The sequence below is a fragment of the Microcella alkaliphila genome, from assembly GCF_002355395.1.
Classification (GTDB): Bacteria; Actinomycetota; Actinomycetes; order Actinomycetales; family Microbacteriaceae; genus Microcella; species Microcella alkaliphila_A.
On the sequence record NZ_AP017315.1, the window covers coordinates 941,016 to 963,051 of the forward strand.

Below are 22,036 nucleotides of genomic sequence, written 5' to 3' on the forward strand. Positions count from 1 at the left end.
CTCCTTCTTCGAGGAGCAGCGTTCTCTTGGCCGCTCGGTCGGGTCGATCTGCATGGTTCTGCGTGAGCAGGGCGTGCCGGTCGCCGAGCGCACCTATCGGGGCTGGAAGCGTGCCCAGCCCAGTCAGCGAGATATCGACGACGCCCACCTGATCGAGGCGATCCGCGCCGCCCGCGTAGGCGACAAGGGTGAGCCAACACCTGAGTCGCTTTATGGGCGCCGGAAGATGACCGCGCTGCTGCGCGGCTCCATCAACTCGACGTGGTCAGTGAGTGTCTCGCCCACGCTAGGGCATTCCGGGGGCAACAGTCTGGTGCCCGTTGGAGGACACGCGACAGCGGGGTCGCCTGACATGTGTGGATAAAAACCACACATAGTTGAGCTTCCTGTGCGAGGATTGTATCCATGAAGGAGCTGGACGAATCGCTCCCGTCGACGTTCACGACGGAGACCTCACGGGCGCACGGTGTGCATCCGCGAGATCTGTATGCCTGGCGAGATGGCGGGCAGGTCATCGAACTCTCGCGCGGGGTCTTCCGTCGAGCAGACGCGCCCCCGGCGTCTTACCCCGACATGATCGCCGTGGCGCACCGCGCTCCTCGCGCGATCGTGTGCTGTATCTCGGCGGCAGCGGTCCACGACTTGACGGATGAGATGCCGGCGTCGGTGCAGGTCGCTGTTCCCAAACGGTCGCATACTCCGGTGATCGCTTACCCGCCCGTGACGGTGTTTCGCTTCGAGGAGGCCACGTTTGAACTCGGTGTGACCGCGTTCGAGGCGGGGCCAGGGGAGCCGGTCCGCATCTACGACGCGGCGAGGACGGTGGTGGATCTCATGCGATTTCGGAAACGCCTTGGCGAGCCGATTGCGCACGCCGCGCTTCACCGATACCTGGCAGCGTCGAACTCGAAACCGGCACTGCTGCTGGAGTACGCGGAGGCGCTGAGGACGTTTGGGCCGATGCGCGCTGCGCTCGATATTGCGAGTGCCCGATGAGTCGCCCCACGCGAGAGAGCGCCTCAGGGCGCGCTACCTCGACCTGCAGAACCAGGCTCGCCGCCAGAAGCGTGGAACGCAGGAACTGCTCACGATGTACATCGTCGAGCGCTGGCTGTCGCGCATGTCGCGCTCACCATACGCCGCGGACTTCATCCTGAAGGGCGGGATGTTGCTGGCTTCCTTCGGCACCCGCCGTCCCACGGTCGACGCCGACGCCCTCGCTCGTAACATGGCCTCTGATCAAGAGACCGTGGCCCGCCGTGTGGCCGAGATCGCCGCGATCGAAGACCCAGACGACGGCGTGGAGTTTCTGCCCGACACGGTCACCACTGCGGTGATTCGTGATGACGCGCTGTATTCCGGCGTGCGGGTGACGATGACGGCACAGCTCGCAACAGCGCAGGTCAAATTGCGGCTCGACATCAACTTCGGCGACCCCGTCACTCCGGCCCCGCGAACAGTTGAGCTGCCGTCGCTGCTGCCGGACGCTCCGCCGATCCGCATCTTGGGCTACCCGATCGAGACGGTACTGGCGGAGAAACTCGCCACCGCGATCGAACTAGGACGAGCGAATACGCGCGTGCGTGACTTCGCTGACATCCATCTCTTGACCGGCACGCAGGCTCTCCAGTGCGGGGAACTGCGTGACGCGCTCACGGCGACCGCAACTTTCCGCGGGACCACGTTGATTCCGTTAGCGCAGGCCACCGAGGGGCTCGCAGTGCTCCGAGACTCAACCTATGTCGCCTACCGGAAGGGGCTCGGCGAGGCGGGCGCGAGTCTGCCGGAGAGGTTCTCCGACACCGTTGCTGCGGTTGCCGACTTCGTCGACCCGGCGCTGGACGGGCTCGACGCCGAGGCTGTGTGGAGCCCCGCCGAACGGAGCTGGAGCACGGCACCCGGAGCACCGTCTGAGCCGACCGAGCCGGCTACAGGTAGGGCGGAACTGTGACGATTTCTGTCGGACCTGGCCGCAGCCAATTCGGTAACCAGACGGTCAGGCCCGTATGACGGCCCGGGCGATTGCGGCGACAGCCGTGTTCACGCCCTTGGGTCGCCAGTTCGCGCGCATGGCGCCTGCGAGCAGGTTGAGCGCGTCGAGCGTGGGGCTGTCGGGGGAGGGGGCACGGTAAGGGTCCTCACGGTCGCGCCAGCCGAGGTCGAACAGGAGTTCGCTGATGCTCGCTTCCCACAGTTCAGCGGGTGTCTCGTTCGCGACGACGGCGAGCGCCATCCAGCCGGCGTGTCGCTCTGCGGGGGTCGTTCCGAGCGGGAGCCGGCCGGTGATCTGGCGCAGGATCGCTTGCGGATCGTCCCGCCGTGCCGCGATTGCCCGAGTCGGGGCGATGCGGCCTTTGCGCACCGACACGAGCCCCAACGCTCGTGCCGTGGCGCGGAGGTCCCAGACGGGCCAGGTGAGGTCTTCGCGGTTGGCCTTGCCGATCCACCATTCGGTGATGCCCGTGTGATGTGCGATCTGCTCGACAGCCGCGGGCTTCAGGTACCCGGCGCCGGTGAGCGCGACGCCGTCCCCGACGACGTCGAGGAGCACACCGAACGGCTCGATGAGATCGGCAGCCTCGTCGGTGCCGACATCAATGGCACCGGAAGCGGATGGATGCGCAAGCGCGTCGCGCAGGCCGCGTGCGCCGCGGTTTCGCGCCAGCTCGAGCAGCGACTCGAGTTCCTCCACGACCGGGATCGGCTCCGCGGTGACTGCGGCGATGAGTTCGTTCGTCTCATCGATATCGAAGGCGTCGGGGTGCCAGCCGTCGGGCAGCCATGCGTGTCCTTCCTCAGCACTGTCGAACACCTCAGGGCGGAGCGTGTCGTCGTAGTCGCTGCGCACCCAATCCGCGAGTTCGCTGTAGCCCCAGACGCCGCCGCAGTCTTCTGGTGGACAGGCGAGCTTCCCGCCGACGCATACCGGAGCCGATGGAGGGCCGTCGAGCACCTTCTCGACGCGCAGGAGGTGCTTCCAGTCATCTCCGAAGTCGTAGTCGTACCAGAGCCGGTCGCCCTCATCAGCGATGACCTGGTCGAGGCGCACATTGTCTTCGAGCATCCCCTCGTCGCCCTCGTCGAGGTCGAACTGGGTGAGGAACTCCGGAGCGTTGCGGTCATTGCTCGTGCGGAAGCGGTGCAGGTGGCTGTCGGTCCATCCCATCGCCGCCTGGATCTCCTCGTGCAGCCGCGGGAGGAGGATTTCGCCGGGCACCTCGACACGTCGCCACACCGGCGGCTTCGTGCGCTGCAGATCGATACGGATGCGGAAACCCCGCACCGTTGCGGGGACGGCGAGGAGCTGCGGTTCGGGGCGCCGCCAGAGATCGTCCAGGCCTCCCGAGTCGAACGATTCGCTAGGCTGAACCGACATCGCGCTCGCGCGGATGTGGTCAATGAACTTCTGAATGTCCGCCGCCTCGAAGCTCTCAGCCGCCATACATGCTCTCCCGGTTCCGTGCGCCTCGATTGACAACGCAGCATCACGAACAATTCTGGCTCAGCGGATGCTGCCCCCCAACTGCTGGGTGGGAAGCGTCCATCGGGGCGCGCACCCCGACAGGCGAGAGGCGGCGCGACAGAATGGAGCCGATCCCGATCGCCGGAGGTGAGCCCATGAAGCGCAAGAACGTCACTCGTGAGGCGCTTCATCGTGCCGCCCTGCGTTCCACGCGGGCGTCGGCGGCGCTGGAGAACAGGTCGGTGCCGGTCGGTGTTACTCGCTCTGAACGGGTCGAGCGCTTCCTCGCCGCCCGCAAGCAGCGCGTTTGACGGGCATCGAGCCCGGCTATGGCAAAACGCCGGTGGAGTTCGATCAACTGTTGAGAGGTTAAGGGATCAGCTCTGCGCGATGCGTGCGATGAGTTCGTTGACCCAGATAATCGCGTCATCGACAGTTGCCAGGACGTCGAGGCCGTTGGCTGCTTCCTCGTAGAGTGTGTCCCAACGATCCCCAGCGGCCATGCGTGGCGGCCATGTCTGCTGACGTCGGTATTCGAAGAGCCTCGTACACGTCGCCTTGGTCAACAACAGATCCACCGGTTCGCCAGCCTCGAGAATCTGAAGATCGACCAGGTCGTGTGCCCGCTCACTTCCTGCTGCGGAGAGTGCGTGAAGCTTCTGCGCGATCTGGTGATCTGCGCGCAGCACAGGAATCGGTCGGGGTGCTTCGAGGCCGACCTCGGTAAACAGCTCCGCGAGGTCGTGCGCAAGCCGGTACTCGGGCTCTTCTGCGTCACCGATCTCGTTGTGGCCCAACTCGAAGGCGACCGTGCACCATGGGCGACCCCGATAGTCGAGCTTCACCTCGAAGGGCTGCATGACGTACGTGGTCGGCACCCCCGTCGGGCGTGGTGCTTGCTTTTCGATGAGCCGCCCGGTGAATCCCGCCCATCCTGCGGCGAGGGACTCTTCAAAATCGCTGCGGAACTGATTCAGAGGCCCACGTCTGGCCACATCGAGATCCCTCGTGAACCGAGAGCCTCGACCGAAACGCAGCGCCATCGCACTTCCGCCTTTGACAGCGCCGCCGGGCAGCATCTGCCCGACGACGACCAGCGCCATCCCCACACGCCGACGAGAAGCGAGTCCTTCGTCTCCTTCGAGATTGCGGATCCGTTGCTCCAGAGAGCGGAGATTCGGCGGCGGCGTGTCATAGCTCAGCGCTGGAGTTCCTTTCGCACGTGTTGCCATTCGGCGGTCGTCAGGAGACCCTCTGCTCTCGCCTGCTTGGCTGCCGACAGGAGCCGTTCGTCCTGGATACGACCGCGGCACTCGATGAGTGCGTCGGCGACCGGCTGTGCCCGAAGACCCTCATAGAGTGTGGTGCGTGCGCCAGGGGTGACCTGAGTCAACTCGATGTAGGCAGGAAGTCGCGGCCTGGCGCGGCGCGGGACGGCGACCTTCACCTGCCGTGGATTCACGTCGGCAAGACCGAACAGTGCTAGGACGGACTCGCCGTGCAGATACGCGTCCTCTCCGACCCGGAGCAGCGCTTCTGCGTACTGGTCGTAGGGTGTTGGAGGGATGTCGGCCACGCGGTACAGGCCGTAGGCGACGTTCTCGACCCCGCCCCGCGCCGCGAGCTTGGGAAGCTCGATCGGCGGGACCCCAGCCTCCGCTGCTTCCCGCGTGGTGACGTAGCCATAGTGGTCGAGCGCGATCTCGCGCACCACTTCCCGGTACTTCGCTTCAGCCGCCATGTCACAATTATACCGAAAACGGTAGTGTTGTGACGGGATGCGTGATGGTCGTTCAGTCAGCCTTCTGGTTCACGACGCACTATTGAGCGAGGCTGACGGGAACCAACACGGTGACCAGATTGGTGACCAGAAACCCTCCCCGAGAGGCGCTAATCAGCACGAATCACTGCGTAGCTGTCGGTAGCCCGCGGTAGACTTGACCCCATGAGATCCCTGAAATTACGGGGAACTCCATCGATTCGGGGCTTCGCTCGGACGGGCCAGGCGGCTCTCAGTTGTTCTTGGTTCGAGTCCAGGTACCCCAGCTTTTCAAGACCCCCGCGATGACCGGGGGTTTTGTTGTTTTCGGCCGCCCGCCGCGTACGCTCGGGGCATGCGCCTCGGAGTGATCGACGTCGGATCCAACACCGTCCACCTGCTCATCGTCGATGCGCACCCGGGCGCCAGCCCCGTGCCGCACCACTCGGAGCGCTCGGTACTGCGGCTCATGCGTTTCATTGACGACGACGGCGCCATCACCGAGGAGGGGCAACGGATGCTCGTTGAGGCGATCGGGGGAGCGGCGCGCACTGTCGCCGAGATCGGCGTCGATGACGTCATGGCGACGGCCACCTCGGCGATCCGCGAGGCGGCGAACGGCGAGGAGGTGCTCGCCCGCATCACGCGGGAGACCGGTGTCGAGCTGCGGGTGCTGACCGGCGACGATGAGGCCCGAATCACGATGCTCGCCGTGCGCCGCTGGTTCGGCTGGTCGGCCGGCGAGATCCTGCTGTTCGACATCGGCGGCGGCTCCTTCGAGATCGCGCAGGGGGTCGATGAGTACCCCGACGCGCAGGTCTCTCTGCCGCTCGGTGCGGGCCGCGCGACCATCAACTTCTTGCGTGACGACCCGCCGCCACGTGAGGCGGTGTCGCGCCTCCGGGCGCACGCCCGGGCCGCCTTTACCGAGGCGCGCGACACGATCTTTGCGGACCGGCCGGCGCCCACTCGCGTGGTGGGAACATCCAAGACCATTCGCTCGATCGGGCGACTGGTCGGCGGTCCGGCTGACCCGGTGACGGGGGCGCCCGCCCCGATTCACTACGCGGGCCTCAAGGAGTGGGAGCCGACGATGCGCGAGATGCCGTCGGACGTGCGCCAGTACCTGCCCGGCATCACCCCCGAACGCAGCTACCAGATCCTCGCCGGCGCGATCCTGCTGCGCACGGCGATGAAGGTGTTCGACGTATCGACGCTGACGGTGTCGCCGTGGGCGCTGCGCGAGGGCCTCGTGCTGCGCTACATCGACGGGCTCGACTAGCACGCACGAGTGGTGAGGCACCGTGGCGCACAGTTTCGTTGTGGTGTCGGAGGTCAGGCGTACACTCGCCGCATGAGCCAGGACCTCGATTCTCTCGCCGTCGCAGCGATGGCCCTCGCGCCTGCTGATCGACTTGCGCTCGCGCGGCAACTTGCGCAAAGCGTCACGACCGACGCGAGCGCTCTCGATGAACTTCGACTCCTCCTTGCTGAAGCAGATCAGGCGGTGGCGGGTGGCCACGTAGACGACGTAGCGCCGTCGGGTGTCCGCGCTTATCTCTCCTCCTTGTGACCTCCACCGCCGCGCGTGTACTTCGCGTTGCAGCTCCGGCCCGTGATGACCTGCGCGGCGTTCTTGAATGGAGTGAAACAGTCTTCGGTGAGGAGGCTCGGGCGCGATACGAAGAGCTCATCACGCGAGCAATTTCCATGCTGCTCGCCGATCCACTTTCTCCCGGGGTTCACGCGCGACCTGAACTCCTCACGCACGCCCACTTCTTTCATCTGAAAAGCGTGGCGCAACGCACCGTGCGTCAGCCGCGCCACGTGCTGTACTTCACGTTTGACGAATCCACGCTGGTGCTACTGCGAGTGCTGCACGAGCGACAAGACCCACAGGCTTAGGTGCTCATGACCACGCCACTTCCCGACATCGATCGCGCGGCGGCCGAGGCGATGTGGCGCGCGTACGCCGACGCGCATCCCGAGACGGTGGCTGCGACTCAAGACTGGACGGTCGAGTACTTCGGCGACTCGCCCACCCTCGCGGACGAACTGCTGGGCCTCGTGCTCGACGGCACGAAGCGTGCGACCGCAGCCCTCGTGGTCGAGTTCATTGCCGAAGGAGAAGCCCTGCCCCGCATCGGTTCGCACTGGATCGCCTGCGACGGCGCAGGCGTTCCTCGCGTGGTGCTGCGCTCGACCGAGTTTCGGCTCGCGACCTTCGACGAGGTGGATGAACGGTTCGCCTTCGATGAGGGAGAGGACGACCGCACGCTAGCCACCTGGCGCGAGGGTCACCGGCGCTATTGGGAGCGCACGGCGGCCGCCCGCGGCGGCACGTGGTCGCCCGAGCAGCAGATCGTGCTCGAGCGTTTCACCGTGGTCTGGCCGCCCGAGCACCGAGACTGATGTCGCTAGCGGCTGGGCAGCCGTCTCCGTTCGAGCGCCCCCACGCAGGTGCTCGCGACCCGAGAGGTTCGCGTAGTCGCGTAGCCGCCGAAGCACCGTCTGACGCCAGCTGACGCGGCGGCCCTGGGTCGCGTTGTATGCGTCGAGGGTGCGCTCCTGTGTGGCGAGATGCTCGGCGACCCGACGGCCGTCGTAGCGCTCGAGGTGCAGCACGGCCGACTGCGGCAGGCGCGGCTTAACTCCCGCCCGGTCGGCCGGGTCGGGGTGCCCGAGCGCGAGGCCGAACACCGCGAAGGTGCGCGGTGGCAACTCGAGCAGTTCGGCAACCTCGTCGGGCCGGTTGCGTATTGCGCCGATGTACACCCCGCCGAGGCCGAGCGACTCGGCGGCAATCAGCGCGTTTTGGGCGGCGAGCGCCGCATCCACGACGCCCACGATCGTGCTCTCGACGAGCTCGGCCGCCGCGAGCGGTGCGCCCTCGTCGTCGGCGATGCGCTGGGCGCGCGAGAAGTCGGCGAGCCAGATGAGCACGACGGGTGCCGCCTCGATGAAGGCCTGATCGCCGGCCAGTGCTCGCAGTTGCCGCTTGCGGGCCGGGTCGCGCACGGCGACGACGCTCCACGACTGCAGGTTCGACGACGTCGAGGCCGACTGGGCCGCGGCGATCAGCGCCGACAGCGTGTCGTCGTCGATGTCGTCCGCGGCGAATCGCCGCACCGATCGGTGGGCGAGCATCGTCGCGATTGTGTCGTTCCAGGGGCCCCGCCAGCGAGCATCCGCCTCGCCGTAGCGCGCGCCCAGCGCCGAATCCGCCGATCCGCAAATGCCTGCTCGTGTCATGAATCCAGTCTGCTGCGACTGTTACAGCCCGGCGACCAGCCGGACACCTGCCGACACTTTGCCAAGCAGATACGGAGGTAACGACCCGACAGCGAACGGTTCGATGAACTCGCGACTCACGGGTCCTACCTGCGAGATGACGGCAACGGAGTCGCGATCGAGGCCACTCGTGACGGCGGGGATTAGGGCGTTTCCCGGAAACGGTTCGAGGTCGACATTCGAGGTCAGGGGTACGACGAGCACCGTCGAGATCTCCGACGCGAGGAGCCAGTTGTCTTGAATCACCACTGCGGGGCGCCGCTTCGCCGGTTCAGAGCCGAAGTCGACCCACACCACGTCACCACGTTCGATCACCAGTCAGTACCGGTCTCGATGGTGCGCTCCGACTCGCGCACGAAGTCGTCAGTGTCGTTGTTAACTGCCCGTGAGCGCGCGAGAACGGCGTTGGCAAGCCGAGTGAGTTCACCTTCGTTCTCCAGTTCGTCAGCGAGGCGCCGCGCTGCCTCACGGTAAAACTGCGAGCGATTCATGCCGTGACGGGACGCCACGCGCTCAAACCGCTCGAAGTCGCGCTCCGGAATTGAGATCGCCGTTTTCATGGCAGAAGTATAACCATTTATACCTCCTGCTGCGGAGCGCTCTGCCGACGACCCTTCAGCCGGCCCTGCCGGTATGCGATCGCGGGGGACTCGACGTCGATGCCGTTGTCGCTCACGCCGCACCCCCGTCGAGGTCGATCGTGTCGCCCGGCTCGAGCGCGGTGAACACCCCGCCGTGCAGCTCGGTCACGTGGCGGATGCGCGCGTTCGCCATCGCCTGCCCCGCCTCAGAGTTGACGCGCTCGTGGGTGGGGAACGAGCGCCGCGGTCGCACCGAGTCGAGGTAGTCCATGACCTCGCCTATCTTCAGCCACGGAGCGCTCGACGGCACCGCGAGCGTGTCGACGGCGCGGTCGGGCACCGTGAATGAGTCGCCCGGGTAGTACAGCGTCTCGTTCACCATCACGCCGACGTTGTCGACCAGCGGAATGGAACGATGGATCATGGCGTGCCGCCCGCCGAAGAACGCCAGCTCGAAGGGAGCCGCGTCGACGACGTCGCCCCCGTCGACGACGTGCCACGAGAATCCGGGATGCGCCTCGGCGACTCCCCGAGGCGCGAACAGCGGCGTCTCGGATCGCCCCTCAAGCAACCGCTCCAGGTGTTCGGGGGTGACGTGGTCGGCATGCTCGTGGGTGACGACGATCGCGGCGAGGTTCTCGACGAGGAACGGTGTCGTGAACGACCCCGGGTCGATGACGAGAGACGCGCCCGCGTGCTCGACGACGAGGCAGGCATGCTCACGCTTGGTGACCTTCATGAACCCACGCTAGCCGTGCCGACGAGATGCCGCACTGCACACCCCCAGGGGGTATAAAGTCACACGCATGATCGACGACATCAAGAAGCGGGCGCTGCACCGCGCGAAAATCCTGCAGGGGCAGATGCGCGGGCTCGAGAAGATGATCGACGCCGACGAGTACTGCGTCGACATCATCACCCAGTCGCTCGCCATCCAGAAGAGCCTGTCGAGCCTCAACAAGCTGCTCGTCGAGAACCACCTGCGCACCCACGTGACCGACATGTTCGACGCCGGGGGAGAGGAACGCGAGAAGGCCGTCGCCGAGCTGATCTCCGTGTACGAACTACAGAACAACCGGGGCCGCTGAGCACATGTCGGCGCGCAAGCGCGTCGTCGTCGCGATCAACCCGAACGCCGCTTTCGGGCGCGGACGAGAGGTGGGTCCCGCGGTCGTCACCACCCTCCGCGCGCTGGGTCACGAGGTGACGAGCCTCACCGAGCTTGACTTTCCGCAGTTGCTGGAGGCCACCCGGCGCGAGCTGACAGACAAGCCCGACGCCCTCGTCGTGGTCGGCGGCGATGGCATGGTCGCCCTGGGGGTGATGGCGCTCGCCGGCAACCGCATCCCGCTCGGGATCGTGCCGAGCGGAACCGGCAACGACGTGTGCCGGGGTCTCGGCATTCCGGTCGACGACACCGAGGCGGCGATCGACCTGCTCGCCCGCCAGCTGCTGCTGCCGCCGCGGGTCATCGATTCGGGCACGATCGCCCACGGTGGTGGCGAGACCCGTTTCGCGTGCATCCTGTCGGCGGGCTTTGACGCGCTCGTCAACGAACGGGCCAATCGCATGCGCTTCCCTCGCGGACGCAGCCGCTACACGCTCGCTTTGCTCGTCGAGCTCGCCAAACTTCGACCGATTGAGTACACGCTCGAGCTCGACGGAGAGTCCCGCGTCGAGAAGGCGCTGCTCGTCGCGGTGGCCAACAACCTCTCCTTCGGCGGAGGCATGAAGGTCGCGCCCGACGCGAGGCTCGACGATGGACTCTTCGACGTCGTGCTCGTGAAACCGCTGTCGCGCCTCGCGTTCCTGCGCATCTACCCGCGCGTGTTCGCGGGCACGCACGTGGGCGACCCGCGCGTGATCGTGAAGCGCGCATCCCGCGTCTCGATCGCCGCGAGCGGCGTCGTCGCGTACGCCGACGGCGAGCGCGTCGCGCCGCTGCCGATCACCGCGACGGTGGATGCTCGATCGCTTCGCGTGCTCGCCCCACGCCCCGAAAACGGCGCCGTCTGAGACCAGGATGCTCGCGCCGGCACGCAACGCCCGCCCGGTTTGGTCGGCGCCCCGGCGCTGTGGCATACTCGACGGGTTGCAATGCGGCCCCATCGTATAGCGGCCTAGTACGCCGCCCTCTCACGGCGGTAACGCGGGTTCGAATCCCGCTGGGGTCACAACCGCGAAACCCCCGGCTGACGCCGGGGGTTTTCTCTTTTCGGATGGTGATCGGCGTTAGTCGACGCCGACGAGGTTTCGCACCATGTCGGCCGTGTATCCCGTCACGCCCAAGTCGAGCCACGCGGTGGCGAACCAGTAGCCGCCGACCACAATGTGTGATTCGCCGAACGCGCCGCCGAACTCGTCGTCGGTGACGCTCCAGAAGTAGCGAGTGCCGCCGAGCTCGTCGACCGACGAATAGCCGAGGCTCGCGAGCCGCTCGCCAACGAGCGACTCCTCGTCGGCGATGAGTGGCACAACGTGGGTCTCGAGCCCGATGCCGCTACCGCCGCCCTCGGTCGTCCAGATGCACTGCCGGCTGTCCCACTCGACGGCCCAGGTTTCCAGTAGGTCGTCGGCGAAGCGCAGCCCCGCGTTGGGGTCGGTGGTGGTCCAGGCCGGGTTGAGAACGACCCCGTAGCTCTGCAACTCCGCGGTCATGGCTGGGCTGTACAGACTCGCGCAGTCGGCGGGCACCGCGGCGCGCTCAGGCTCGGGCGGCGATACCGGGTCAGCCGCGTCCGTATTCGTGGGAACGGGGCGGGGGCTGTCGTCAGCGGGCTCGGACGTGGTCGGGTCGGGGGTCGGCTCGGCCTCGGACGCCGCATCGGTCATCGACATGCCGAGCCACACCGCGAGCGCACCGAGCCCCATCAGCAACCCGACGATGCCGGTGATCAGCCAGGCCTTGCGCTCCGGACTCATGACCGCAGCACCTTCTCCATAGCCTTGCCCTTCGCCAGTTCATCGACCAGCTTGTCGAGGTAGCGAACCTTTTGATCAAGCGGATCGGTCATGTCTTCGACCCGAATGCCACAGATGACCCCGGTGATCGCCGAGGCGTTCGGGTTCAGCGTTGACGCCGCAAAGAACTCCTCGAAACTGCTGCCCGCATCGAGGTGGGCCTGCACCTGCGCGCGGTCGAGTCCGGTCAGCCACGTGATGACCTCGTCGAGTTCGGCCTGGCTTCGGCCCTTCCGCTCGAGCTTCTGCACGTACAGCGGATACACGCGGGCGACGCTCATCTCCGACAGGCGGCTCATGGCCCCGATGGTAGTCTGGGCGGATGCTTCCCGGTCGACTTCTCCTTCGTCGCCGCGGCGAGTCCTGATCATCCAGGCCACTCTCGTCGCGGAGTTCGTCGTCGGCCGGAACTGAAGATTCGAAGAAGGACACGTACGCGTCATGACCGCTGACACCGCTGGATCAAACCGCCCCAAGACCCTCGCCGAGAAGGTCTGGGAGTCGCATCTCGTCGCCAAGGGCGAGAACGGCGAACCCGACCTGCTGTACATCGATCTGCACCTCGTGCACGAGGTGACGAGCCCCCAAGCATTCGACGGGCTGCGGATGGCCGGACGCCCGGTTCGCCGCCCCGACCTGACGATCGCGACGGAAGACCACAACACGCCGACGCTCGACATCCACAAGCCGATCGCTGAGCCCACCAGCCGTACGCAGATCGAGACGCTGCGCAAGAACGCTGCGGAGTTCGGTATCCGCCTGCACTCTCTCGGCGACGTCGAGCAGGGCATCGTGCACGTTGTCGGCCCCCAACTCGGCCTGACTATGCCGGGCATCACTGTCGTGTGCGGAGACTCGCACACGTCGACCCACGGCGCGTTCGGCGCCCTCGCGATGGGTATCGGCACGAGCGAGGTCGAGCACGTACTCGCCACGCAGACCCTGCCGCTGAAGCCGTTCAAGACGATGGCGATCACCGTCGAGGGCGAATTGAAGCCCGGGGTGACCGCGAAAGACATCATCCTCGCCGTCATCGCGAAGATCGGCACCGGTGGCGGCCAGGGCTACGTGCTCGAATACCGCGGCAGCGCCATCCGATCGCTGTCGATGGATGGCCGCATGACGATCTGCAACATGTCGATCGAGGCGGGCGCGCGGGCCGGTATGGTCGCCCCCGACCAGACCACCTACGACTATCTCAAGGGTCGCCCGCACGCCCCCACGGGCGACGACTGGGATGCGGCGATCGCCCACTGGGAGACCTTGAGAACCGACGACGACGCCGTGTTCGACGCCGAGGTGTTCCTCGACGCAGGCGAGCTCGAGCCGTTCGTGACCTGGGGCACCAACCCCGGCCAGGGCGTGTCGCTCAGCCAGAGCGTTCCCGACCCGTCGACGATCATCGACCCGAACGAGCGTGCCGCCGCCGAGCGCGCTCTCGAATACATGGACCTCCCCGCCGGCACCCCCATGAAAGACATCGCGGTCGACGCCGTCTTCATGGGCTCGTGCACCAACAGCCGCCTCGATGATCTGCGGGCGTTCGCGTCCATCATCAAGGGGCAGAAGAAGGCCGACGGCGTGCGCGTCATGGTCGTTCCGGGTTCGGCGCGCGTGCGCCTCGAAGCCGAGGCGGAGGGCCTGCATCACATCATCGAAGAGTTCGGTGCCGAGTGGCGCTTCGCCGGCTGCTCCATGTGTCTCGGCATGAACCCCGACCAGCTCGCTCCCGGTGAGCGCTGCGCCTCGACGAGCAACCGCAACTTCGAAGGGCGTCAGGGCAAGGGCGGGCGCACGCACCTCGTATCGCCGCTCGTCGCCGCCGCGACCGCCATTCGGGGCACGCTGTCGAGCCCGGCCGACCTCATCGCGATGGGCATCGAGGTCGACCCGGCCTACACCGGCATCGAGGGAGTGAGCGCGTAATGGAAAAGATCACCCAGGTCACCGGCGTGGCCGTCCCCTTCCGCCGGTCGAATGTCGACACCGACCAGATCATCCCCGCCGTCTACCTGAAGCGCGTCACGAAGACCGGCTACGACGACGGGCTGTTCTCCTCCTGGCGACAGGACCCCGACTTCATCCTGAACCAGCCTGCCTATCAGGGCGCGCGCATCCTGATCGCCGGTCCCGACTTCGGAACCGGATCGAGCCGTGAGCACGCCGTATGGGCGCTCCGCGACTTCGGATTCCGCGCCGTCATCAGCCCCAAATTCGCCGACATCTTCCGCGGCAACGCGGGGAAGCAGGGCCTGCTGACCGGGGTCGTCGATGAGGCCACCGTCGAGCGGCTCTGGGCCGAGCTCGAAACCCAGCCCGGCATGGAGGCGACCGTCGACCTCGTCGCTCGCACGGTCAGCGTCGGGAATATCACCGTTGAGTTCGAGATTGACGACTACACCCGCTGGCGACTGCTGGAGGGGCTCGACGACATCGGGCTGACCCTGCGCAACGAGCAGGCCATCACCGACTTTGAGGGACGCCGCGAAGCCTGGCGTCCGACCACCCTGCCCGCCCGGTAACCCCGGGCAAGGAACGAGCTACATGAACTCCCTCACGAAGGACTCGCTGAAGTCGGCTGCTCGCGTCGGCCTCGCCGGAGACACCCTGCGCATCCATGGTGGCAAGCCCCTGACGGGGCGTATCGAGGTGCGCGGCGCCAAGAATCTCGTCACCAAGGCGATGGTCGCGGCGCTGCTCGGCGACAGCCCGAGCACGCTGAAGGGCGTCCCCGAGATCAGCGACGTTCACGTCGTGAAGGGTCTTCTCGAGGCGCACGGCGTGCTGGTTGACGCCTCTGAGCCCGGAGTGCTCGTGCTCGACCCGACCAACGTCGTCAGTGCGCACTTCGCCGAGATCAACGCCCACGCGGGCTCCAGCCGCATCCCGATCCTGTTCTGCGGGCCGCTGTTGCACCAGCTGGGTGAGGCGTTCATTCCCGACCTCGGCGGCTGCAAGATCGGTGACCGGCCGATCGACTTCCACCTCGATGCGTTGCGGGCGCTCGGCGCCGTCGTCAAGAAGCTGCCGCACGGCATCCACCTCACCGCTCCGAACGGGCTGACCGGTGCGCACATCGAGTTGCCCTTCCCGAGCGTCGGCGCGACCGAGCAGGTGCTCCTGTCGGCCGTCCGCGCGCGCGGCACGACCGAGCTGAAGAACGCGGCAATCGAGCCCGAGATCATGGACCTCATCGCGATCCTGCAGAAGATGGGCGCCATCATCTCGGTCGAGCCGAACCGCGTCATCGTCATCGAGGGCGTCGAGAAGCTGCGCGGCTACCTGCACACGGCGATCTTCGACCGCAACGAGGCCGCGAGCTGGGCCGCGGCCGCTCTCGCCACGCGCGGCGACATCACCGTCGGCGGCGCCGAGCAGCAAGAACTCATGACGTTCTTGAACGTCTACCGCAAGGTGGGCGGCGAATTCGACGTGCTGGAAGACGGGATCCGCTTCTGGCACCCCGGAAGCCCGCTCACGCCCGTCCAGATCGAAACGGACGTGCACCCCGGCTTCATGACCGACTGGCAACAGCCGATGGTCGTCGCGCTCACGCAGGCCGATGGCGTCTCGGTCGTGCACGAGACGGTGTACGAGAACCGGTTCGGATTCACGGACGCGCTCAATGAGATGGGCGCCAACATCGTGGTCCACAAGGACGGCATCGCCTCGATCACACGTCGCGTGCCGCGACGCAAGCTCGAGCAGGCCGCCGTCGTCACCGGCCCGACGCCACTGCACGGCGCCGATGTACGCGTGCCCGACCTGCGCGGCGGCTTCAGTCACCTGATCGCCGCGCTCGCCGCCGACGGCACCTCGACCATCTCGAACGTCGGCATCATCGCGCGCGGATACGAGCTGTTCCTCGACAAGCTGCAGCAGCTCGGAGCCGAGTTCGAGGTCGTCGCGGCCGACGCGTGATCGCGCCCCGCGCATCCGCGCACACCGCCACCATGCGGGGGAGCCATTCCCGACCGGGGATGCGTCTGGGTCTAACCTGTACGCCGTGACATCCGCACCCGTCTCCGCCCCCGCGCGCCGCCGCGGACCCGAGCGCACCCCGCTGTGGTGGCTGATCGCCGCCATCCTGCTGCCGCCGCTCACCCTGATGGCCCGCTACGACGTCATCGACGGCCACAAGCTGCCGAAGCGCGGTGCGTTCATCCTCTCGCCGAACCACTACAGCGAGATCGACCCGGTGATCATGGGGCGCTTCATGTGGAAGCTCAAGCGCGTGCCGCGGTTCCTCGCCAAGGCGAGTCTCTTCAGAAACACGTTCCTCGGGGCAGTGCTGCGCGCATCCGGGCAGATTCCCGTCGAGCGCGAGGGTCGAGGCCGGTCCGACGCGCCGCTGAAGGCCGCGCAGCAGCTCGTCGACCGCGAGCTCGCCGTCATCATCTACCCCGAGGGCACGCTCACCCGCGACCCCGACATGTGGCCGATGCGGGGCAAGTCGGGCGCCGTGCGCATGGCGCTCACCGCGGGGGTCCCGATCATTCCCGCCGCGCACTGGGGAACCCAGCAGATCATGGGCCGCTACTCGAAGAAGATCAGCTTCTTTCCGCGCAAACGCATCGTCTGCAAGATCGGTGACCCCGTCGACCTGAGCGACCTCGCCGGCCGCCCCCTGGATGCTGCCACGCTGTCCGAGGGAACGGCGCGCGTCATGGACGCGGTCACCGCGCTGCTCGCCGACCTCCGAGGCGAGGAGCCGCCGGCCGAGCGGTGGGATCCGTCGAAGCACGGCCAGAAAGAAACGGGCCGTTTTGAGCAGTGAGAGCGCGTTCGGTCAGCGGGCCGAGCATCCGACCCTGACCGAGGCGATTCGCCTTCCGCTGCCCGACCTCGACGGCGAGGCGCGACGCATTGCGGTGCTCGGCGCCGGGTCGTGGGGCACCACGTTTGCGAAGGTGCTTGCCGACGCGGGCTCCGACGTCATGCTGTGGGCGAGGCGCCGCGAGGTGGCGCAAGAAATCACCGAATCCCACCGCAACAGCGACTACCTGCCCGGCATCAACCTGCCGCGAACCGTGCGCGCGCACGACTCACTCGAAAAAGTGCTCGACGGAGCCGATCAGGTCTACCTCTCGGTGCCCAGCCAGTCGCTGCGAACCAACCTGCACTCGATTCGCGACATCGTGCCGCCCCACGTGCCGGTCGTGAGCCTGATGAAGGGCGTCGAGCGGGGCACTGGCCTGCGCATGAGCGAGGTGATTCGCTCGGAGCTCGGCATCGAGGATGACCGCATCGCCGTGATCAGCGGGCCGAACCTCGCGCTCGAGATCGCCAAGCGTGAGCCGACCGCTGCGGTGGTGTCGAGCTCCAGCGCCGAGACGGCACGGCAGGTGGCCGGTGCCGCGACGAACGAGTACTTCCGCTCCTTCGTGAACTCCGACGTGATCGGAACCGAGTTCGGCGGCGTGCTGAAGAACCTCATCGCCGTCGCCGTGGGCATCGCCGACGGCGTCGGCTACGGCGAGAACACGAAGGCGTCGATCATCACCCGCGGCCTCGTCGAGCTCACCCACTTTGCCGTCGCGTTCGGCGCGCGTCCCGAAACGATGAGCGGGCTGGCGGGCCTCGGCGACCTCATCGCCACGTGTGAGTCGCCGCTGTCGCGCAACAACACAGCCGGGCGACTGCTCGGTCAGGGGTATGCCTTCACCGAGGTGATCGCCCAGATGAACCAGACCGCCGAGGGGCTCGCCTCGGTCGGCCCCATCCTTGAGCTCGCGGCGCAGCGGGGCGTGTCGATGCCCATCGTCTCGCAGGTCGCTCAGGTGCTCGACGGCACGCTCGATCCGCGCGAGCTGGCCCCGCACCTGGCGACCGACAGCGACGAGCCGCAGGGCGAGTAGAGCCGCGGTTGCGGTCGGTCGGCGACGCAGGCGACACGCGCGTGACCCCCTGACGGGGTACAGCCCGCGTTAGGCTGATGCAGTGATTACGTCACTTGCCGGAGGCCGCGTCCTGGCCGAGAAGCACGGGTCCACCCCGCCGCGCGTCGTCGCGCTGCACGGCTGGGGGCGTGACGGAACCGACTTCGAGACGGTGCTGTCTGGGCTGGATGCCGTGAGCATCCACCTGCCTGGTTTCGGCCCGGCGCCCGCGCCGGAGAGCGCGTGGGGCACCGGGCAGTACGCAGAACTGGTGGCCGACGCGATCGCCGCCTATGCGCCCGTCGTGCTCGTCGGCCACTCGTTCGGCGGCCGCGTCGCCGTGCGGCTCGCCGCCGCCCGGCCCGAACTCGTCTCGGGGCTCGTCTTGACCGGCGTGCCGCTCGTTCGGTTGACGGCGCCCACCCCACCGCCGACCAGCTACCGCCTCGCGCGGTGGGCCAACCGGCGCGGCATCATCAGCGACCGTCGCATGGAAGCGATTCGTCGTCGCCGCGGATCCAGCGACTACCGCGCCGCCCAGGGGGTCATGCGCGACATCCTCGTGCGGGTGGTCGGCGAGACCTACGACGACGCCCTCGGCACGCTGCGCTGCCCCGTGCGCATGGTGTGGGGTCAGAACGACACCGATGCTCCGACCGACGCGGGTCGGGTTGCGTCAGAGCGCATCGGCGGCTCGCGGTTCCGCGTCGTGGACGGTACGGCACACTTGATGACCGGCGACCTCGAGCTCGCCGTGCGTGAAGAGCTGCTGACCCTCCTCGACGAACTGGACCATCCCGAATGATCGACTTGCTCACCGCCCCCGCAACCCTCGTGGCGTTCGCGGCCGGGCTGCTCGTCGCCGTGCCCGTCGCGGCGCGGTGGTTGCGCGTCGCGCAGCGCGAGCACTACGTGCCCGGCTGGACCACGCGCATGGCGTGGCTCTGGGTGACACGCGAGCCCGTGACGGCTGCGCTGCTCGTCGTCGCGATTGGTGCCACGTTCGTCGCCGTGCTCGGCGGGGTGCCGCCTCTCGGCGACTACTGGGCGCTCGTTGCCCTTCTGGCGCTTGCGTTCGTGCCGCTCGGCCTGCCGGTGCGCGGCCGCTCGGCAAAATTCGCGATCACGGATCGCGTGAAGCGACTCATGGTCGCGTGGATCGTCGTGCACCTGCTCGTGGCGGTATTGCTGGCAGCGCTGCTGGGGGCAGCCGGTGTTGCTCTCACGCTGCTCGTCAGCGCCCCGCTCACCGACCTCGCGCTCGCGATCATGGCGCCCATCGAGAAGGCCGGGTCGAAGAAGTTCGTCGTACAGGCGCAGAAGCGGCTGCAGCAGGTGAAGCCGCGCGTCGTCGCGATCACCGGCTCGTACGGCAAGACGAGTACCAAGAACTACGTTGCGCACCTCGTGAGCGCGACATTCCCGACCGTGGCGAGTCCCGCATCCTTCAATAACCGGCTGGGGTTGTCGAGGGCCGTCAACGACAAGCTCGTTCCCGGCACCGAGATTTTCGTGGCCGAGATGGGCATCTTCGGCGCGGGCGAGATTCGTGAACTGTGCGGCTACTTCCCGCCCGACATCGCCGCGATCACCGTCATCGGCGAGGCGCACCTCGAGCGCATGCGCTCGACCGACGTGATCTTCCGCGCGAAGGCCGAGATCACCGAGAAGGCGGCCACCGTGGTGCTGCCGATCGACGACGAGCGCCTTGCCCGGCACGCGGCGCTGTGCGCCGAGCAGGGCAAGACCGTCGTGACGGTGTCGACGGCGGGTGCCGACGCCGACGTCGTCCTGGATGCTCATGCCGGCACCATCAGGATCGGTCGCGCCACCGAGCCGGTCGCCGTCACCGTGTCGGGTACGGGGCACGCGGTCAACGTCGCCGTGGCGGCCGGAATCGCGCTGGCCGCCGGGGTTCCGGTCGACACGATCGCGGGGCGCCTCGGCGACCTGCCCGGCTCGGCCCACCGCGCCGAGGTGCAGGTGGCGCCGAGCGGGGCGCGCATCATCGACGACACGTACAACTCGAACCCGGTCGGCGCGCACCGCGCGCTCGAGGGGGCGCAGGCGCTCGCCGCCGAGACGGGAGGGCCGCTCGTGGTGGTCACTCCGGGCATGGTCGAGTTGGGTCCGGTGCAGGTCGAACGCAATCGGGCGTTCGGCGCGGCGATCAAGGAGGCCGGCGGTGCGCTGTACGCCGTGGGTCGCACGAACCGGGCCGCGCTCGTCTCGGGATTCGGCGACGGCGCGGTCGCAGTCGCGACGCGCGAGCAGGCCGTGAAGGCCGCGGTCGAGGCTGCCGGTGACCGGGGCGTTATCCTCTACGAGAACGACCTGCCCGATCACTATCCGTGAGAGTTGGCGGGTTCTGCTTGCCCCTCGACGATAGGTGTCCATGACGCAGCACGCTTCGGCTCAGACCCACCCCTGGGCGGTCGTCTTCGGCGGCCCCAGCCCCGAGCACGAGATCTCGATTTTGACGGGCTTGCAGGCCGAGCGGGTCTTGACGGCGGCGGGTCAGAAGGTCGTGCCGGTCTACTGGTCACCGACCGGCGAGTGGTTCCGCGTGCCGGACGGCACGGAGGCGAAGGACTACCTCGAGGGCGCCCCGCGCGACTCGCAGCCGCTCGAGGTGCGCCTGTCGGGCGAGCCGGGCCTGTACCGCCGTAAGCGCCTGGGAGCCGAACGCATCGAACTCGACGCGGCGCTCTTGTGCCTGCATGGCGGAGCCGGCGAGGGCGGCGGCGCTGCGGCCCTGTTCTCGTTCCTCGGCGTGCCCGCCACCGGGTCGACGCTCTTTGCGGGCGCGGTCGGCATGGACAAGTTGGCGTTCGGCGGGCTGATGGCCTCGGCGAGCATCCCGTCACTGCCGCGCGAGGCGGTGTCGACCCTGCGCGAGCCGTCGTTCGCGGGGCCTTACATCGTAAAGCCCCGTTTCGGCGGGTCGTCGATCGGCATCGAGATCGCCGACGACATCGAGGCGGCCAGGGCGCTCGCCGCCTCCAGCGTGCACCTGCGCACGGGTGCCGTGCTCGAGCCGTACCGCCCCGAGCTGGTCGACCTGAACATTAGTTTCCGCACGTACCCGCAGCTCGAGATCACCGAGCTGGAGAAGCCGTTGCGTGGTGAGGGCGGCAGCGCCCTGTACTCGTACGCCGAGAAGTATCTGGCGGGCGGCTCGGGCTCGGACGCGGGCCTGACGAGCGCGCCGCGGGAGTTCCCCGCGAACGTGGATGCGAGCATCCACGAGGCCGCGCGTGATCTGGCGGCGCGCGTCGCCGACGTCACGCGCCTCACCGGAGTAGTGCGCGTCGACCTGCTGCTCGACGAGGCCGCGGGGGAGTTGTTCGTGAACGAGGTCAACTCGATCCCCGGAGCGATGTCGCTCTACCTGTGGGCGCCGACCCAGCCGGCAGCGACCGTGCTGATCGATGCGCTGGTGGAGGCACGCGACAGGCGTGTGGTGTTCCCGCAGGCAGGGTTCGGCGGTGGAGCGGCCCTGCGCGCCGCCGGCGGAATCGCCGGCAAGTTGGTCGGGCTCGACGGACCCCGCGCGTAAAGCCTGTTCCGTCCGGGCGCCCGGGCGTCCGGGCGTCCGCATCCTCCGGTCGCCCCGCCCACGCGCACCCGCCCACGTTCCCGCTCCCGCCCGCGCCCGCGTTCCGGCCCGCCCGCTTTCCAGCCTGCCTGCCCGCCCGCGCCCGCGTTCCGGTCCGCCCGCGTGCGCCCGCGTTCCGGCCCGCCCGGGGGCGCCCACACCGGTTCGTTTCGTCCCGCAGGTGCGCGCGCCCTCATGCCCACCGACGTTCCTGTCCGCCCGCACTGATATTTGCCCGCGCGCGTCGGGGTCAGCTTTGCCCCCCGCGGTGCCTTCCAAAGTCGCGGAGGGGTGAATCGTTCTCACTCGTGCTGCGCGTGACGTTTCTCAGGAGTCCAGGGTGCGTTGCCCACCCGCGCCCGCTTGTTTCCGGGAACCCGCGACCTCAACTCCTGAGAAGTGGCACGGTCGGCACCGATGCGAACCGTGTGCTGAGGCACACGAGGACGCCCGACCCCACGAGGAGTCTGTGACCCCGCTTCGCCCGTTCCGCTGTTGCGGAAC

At 67.7% G+C, this 22,036-nt stretch carries 26 protein-coding genes, 1 tRNA gene and 1 pseudogene; 19 read left to right on the forward strand and 9 right to left on the reverse strand.

Going from position 1 to position 22,036, the window contains the following annotated elements:
- The first annotated feature begins 52 nt into the window (after positions 1 to 52).
- Genes CPY97_RS13250 through CPY97_RS04560 form a run of 3 tightly spaced genes read left to right on the forward strand, consistent with a single transcriptional unit; the run spans position 53 to position 1,951 of the window.
- Positions 53 to 364, forward strand: a complete 312-nt coding sequence (locus CPY97_RS13250) for a hypothetical protein (RefSeq protein WP_150129191.1) — start codon at positions 53 to 55, stop codon at positions 362 to 364.
- Positions 365 to 405: 41 nt separating this feature from the next.
- A complete protein-coding gene (locus CPY97_RS04555; RefSeq protein ID WP_096420978.1) occupies positions 406 to 996 on the forward strand; it encodes a type IV toxin-antitoxin system AbiEi family antitoxin domain-containing protein in 591 nt (196 codons plus the stop codon).
- A complete protein-coding gene (locus tag CPY97_RS04560; RefSeq protein ID WP_197702256.1) occupies positions 986 to 1,951 on the forward strand; it encodes a nucleotidyl transferase AbiEii/AbiGii toxin family protein in 966 nt (321 codons plus the stop codon). The genes CPY97_RS04555 and CPY97_RS04560 overlap by 11 nt, the downstream gene beginning before the upstream one ends.
- 45 nt (positions 1,952 to 1,996) lie before the next feature.
- Here CPY97_RS04560 and CPY97_RS04565 read toward each other — a convergent pair whose 3' ends face one another.
- Entirely contained in the window at positions 1,997 to 3,442 is a 1,446-nt protein-coding gene (locus tag CPY97_RS04565) for a plasmid pRiA4b ORF-3 family protein (RefSeq protein ID WP_096420979.1), read from the reverse strand.
- Between the two features lie 176 nt (positions 3,443 to 3,618).
- On the opposite strand from CPY97_RS04565, the gene CPY97_RS13415 reads away from it, so the two are divergent.
- Positions 3,619 to 3,774 (forward strand): hypothetical protein, encoded by a 156-nt coding sequence (locus CPY97_RS13415; RefSeq protein ID WP_161494073.1) that lies wholly within the window; start codon positions 3,619 to 3,621, stop codon positions 3,772 to 3,774.
- A 66-nt stretch (positions 3,775 to 3,840) separates the two neighbouring features.
- Here the strand turns inward: CPY97_RS13415 and CPY97_RS04575 are convergent, their stop codons facing one another.
- Together CPY97_RS04575 and CPY97_RS04580 are read right to left on the reverse strand one after the other, a co-directional pair.
- A complete protein-coding gene (locus CPY97_RS04575; protein ID WP_096420981.1) occupies positions 3,841 to 4,566 on the reverse strand; it encodes a nucleotidyl transferase AbiEii/AbiGii toxin family protein in 726 nt (241 codons plus the stop codon).
- 95 nt (positions 4,567 to 4,661) lie between these two features.
- Complete coding sequence (locus tag CPY97_RS04580; RefSeq protein WP_096420982.1) at positions 4,662 to 5,204, reverse strand: type IV toxin-antitoxin system AbiEi family antitoxin domain-containing protein; 543 nt, start codon at positions 5,202 to 5,204, stop codon at positions 4,662 to 4,664.
- Between the two features lie 373 nt (positions 5,205 to 5,577).
- Here CPY97_RS04580 and CPY97_RS04585 point away from each other — a divergent pair, with 373 nt between their 5' ends.
- The 4 genes from CPY97_RS04585 to CPY97_RS04600 all read left to right on the forward strand — a co-directional run bounded on the left by CPY97_RS04585 (position 5,578) and on the right by CPY97_RS04600 (position 7,634).
- The gene (locus CPY97_RS04585) at positions 5,578 to 6,504 is read left to right on the forward strand and encodes a Ppx/GppA phosphatase family protein (RefSeq protein ID WP_096420983.1); all 927 of its coding nucleotides are present in this window, start codon (positions 5,578 to 5,580) and stop codon (positions 6,502 to 6,504) included.
- A 72-nt stretch (positions 6,505 to 6,576) separates the two neighbouring features.
- Entirely contained in the window at positions 6,577 to 6,795 is a 219-nt protein-coding gene (locus CPY97_RS04590) for a hypothetical protein (protein WP_096420984.1), read from the forward strand.
- On the forward strand, positions 6,792 to 7,127 hold the full coding sequence (locus CPY97_RS04595) for a type II toxin-antitoxin system RelE/ParE family toxin (RefSeq protein ID WP_096420985.1): 336 nt from the start codon (positions 6,792 to 6,794) through the stop codon (positions 7,125 to 7,127). The genes CPY97_RS04590 and CPY97_RS04595 overlap by 4 nt, the downstream gene beginning before the upstream one ends.
- Before the next feature lie 6 nt (positions 7,128 to 7,133).
- Positions 7,134 to 7,634: an ASCH domain-containing protein gene (locus CPY97_RS04600; RefSeq protein ID WP_096423355.1), complete on the forward strand. Its 501-nt coding sequence runs from the start codon at positions 7,134 to 7,136 to the stop codon at positions 7,632 to 7,634.
- Between the two features lie 276 nt (positions 7,635 to 7,910).
- Here the strand turns inward: CPY97_RS04600 and CPY97_RS13675 are convergent.
- From CPY97_RS13675 to CPY97_RS04620, 4 genes and pseudogenes are all read right to left on the reverse strand, one after another.
- Positions 7,911 to 8,474: pseudogene (locus CPY97_RS13675) on the reverse strand (nitroreductase family protein); the annotation flags it as partial.
- 21 nt (positions 8,475 to 8,495) lie between these two features.
- Positions 8,496 to 8,810, reverse strand: coding sequence for a type II toxin-antitoxin system PemK/MazF family toxin (locus CPY97_RS04610; RefSeq protein ID WP_231924038.1), 315 nt, complete (start codon positions 8,808 to 8,810; stop codon positions 8,496 to 8,498).
- A 14-nt stretch (positions 8,811 to 8,824) separates the two neighbouring features.
- Positions 8,825 to 9,073, reverse strand: coding sequence for a CopG family transcriptional regulator (locus CPY97_RS04615; protein ID WP_096420987.1), 249 nt, complete (start codon positions 9,071 to 9,073; stop codon positions 8,825 to 8,827).
- Positions 9,074 to 9,185: 112 nt separating this feature from the next.
- A complete protein-coding gene (locus tag CPY97_RS04620) occupies positions 9,186 to 9,833 on the reverse strand; it encodes an MBL fold metallo-hydrolase (RefSeq protein WP_096420988.1) in 648 nt (215 codons plus the stop codon).
- 67 nt (positions 9,834 to 9,900) lie between these two features.
- Here CPY97_RS04620 and CPY97_RS04625 point away from each other — a divergent pair, with 67 nt between their 5' ends.
- From CPY97_RS04625 to CPY97_RS04635, 3 genes are all read left to right on the forward strand, one after another.
- A complete protein-coding gene (locus CPY97_RS04625) occupies positions 9,901 to 10,182 on the forward strand; it encodes a metal-sensitive transcriptional regulator (protein WP_096420989.1) in 282 nt (93 codons plus the stop codon).
- A 4-nt stretch (positions 10,183 to 10,186) separates the two neighbouring features.
- The gene (locus tag CPY97_RS04630; protein ID WP_096420990.1) at positions 10,187 to 11,110 is read left to right on the forward strand and encodes a diacylglycerol/lipid kinase family protein; all 924 of its coding nucleotides are present in this window, start codon (positions 10,187 to 10,189) and stop codon (positions 11,108 to 11,110) included.
- Positions 11,111 to 11,195: 85 nt separating this feature from the next.
- Positions 11,196 to 11,268, forward strand: a tRNA-Glu gene (locus CPY97_RS04635).
- 58 nt (positions 11,269 to 11,326) lie between these two features.
- On the opposite strand, the gene CPY97_RS04640 is transcribed toward CPY97_RS04635, so the two are convergent.
- Both CPY97_RS04640 and CPY97_RS04645 read right to left on the reverse strand, forming a co-directional pair.
- The gene (locus tag CPY97_RS04640; RefSeq protein ID WP_096420991.1) at positions 11,327 to 12,016 is read right to left on the reverse strand and encodes a hypothetical protein; all 690 of its coding nucleotides are present in this window, start codon (positions 12,014 to 12,016) and stop codon (positions 11,327 to 11,329) included.
- A complete protein-coding gene (locus CPY97_RS04645; protein ID WP_096423357.1) occupies positions 12,013 to 12,354 on the reverse strand; it encodes a DUF2200 domain-containing protein in 342 nt (113 codons plus the stop codon). The genes CPY97_RS04640 and CPY97_RS04645 overlap by 4 nt, the downstream gene beginning before the upstream one ends.
- A 142-nt stretch (positions 12,355 to 12,496) precedes the next feature.
- Here CPY97_RS04645 and leuC point away from each other — a divergent pair, with 142 nt between their 5' ends.
- The 8 genes from leuC (at position 12,497) to CPY97_RS04685 (ending at position 21,493) form a co-directional block, all read left to right on the forward strand.
- On the forward strand, positions 12,497 to 13,981 hold the full coding sequence (gene leuC / locus CPY97_RS04650; RefSeq protein ID WP_096420992.1) for a 3-isopropylmalate dehydratase large subunit: 1,485 nt from the start codon (positions 12,497 to 12,499) through the stop codon (positions 13,979 to 13,981).
- Complete coding sequence (gene leuD, locus CPY97_RS04655; protein ID WP_096420993.1) at positions 13,981 to 14,577, forward strand: 3-isopropylmalate dehydratase small subunit; 597 nt, start codon at positions 13,981 to 13,983, stop codon at positions 14,575 to 14,577. The genes leuC and leuD overlap by 1 nt, the downstream gene beginning before the upstream one ends.
- 22 nt (positions 14,578 to 14,599) lie before the next feature.
- A complete protein-coding gene (gene murA / locus CPY97_RS04660) occupies positions 14,600 to 15,976 on the forward strand; it encodes a UDP-N-acetylglucosamine 1-carboxyvinyltransferase (RefSeq protein WP_096420994.1) in 1,377 nt (458 codons plus the stop codon).
- 85 nt (positions 15,977 to 16,061) lie between these two features.
- Positions 16,062 to 16,832, forward strand: a complete 771-nt coding sequence (locus tag CPY97_RS04665; RefSeq protein ID WP_231924039.1) for a lysophospholipid acyltransferase family protein — start codon at positions 16,062 to 16,064, stop codon at positions 16,830 to 16,832.
- A gap of 46 nt (positions 16,833 to 16,878) precedes the next feature.
- Positions 16,879 to 17,913: an NAD(P)H-dependent glycerol-3-phosphate dehydrogenase gene (locus CPY97_RS04670; RefSeq protein ID WP_419866118.1), complete on the forward strand. Its 1,035-nt coding sequence runs from the start codon at positions 16,879 to 16,881 to the stop codon at positions 17,911 to 17,913.
- Between the two features lie 82 nt (positions 17,914 to 17,995).
- The gene (locus CPY97_RS04675) at positions 17,996 to 18,739 is read left to right on the forward strand and encodes an alpha/beta fold hydrolase (RefSeq protein WP_096420995.1); all 744 of its coding nucleotides are present in this window, start codon (positions 17,996 to 17,998) and stop codon (positions 18,737 to 18,739) included.
- On the forward strand, positions 18,736 to 20,289 hold the full coding sequence (locus CPY97_RS04680; RefSeq protein ID WP_096420996.1) for a Mur ligase family protein: 1,554 nt from the start codon (positions 18,736 to 18,738) through the stop codon (positions 20,287 to 20,289). Before CPY97_RS04675 ends, CPY97_RS04680 begins: the two co-directional genes overlap by 4 nt.
- 40 nt (positions 20,290 to 20,329) lie before the next feature.
- A complete protein-coding gene (locus tag CPY97_RS04685) occupies positions 20,330 to 21,493 on the forward strand; it encodes a hypothetical protein (RefSeq protein ID WP_096420997.1) in 1,164 nt (387 codons plus the stop codon).
- Positions 21,494 to 22,036 lie beyond the last annotated feature (543 nt).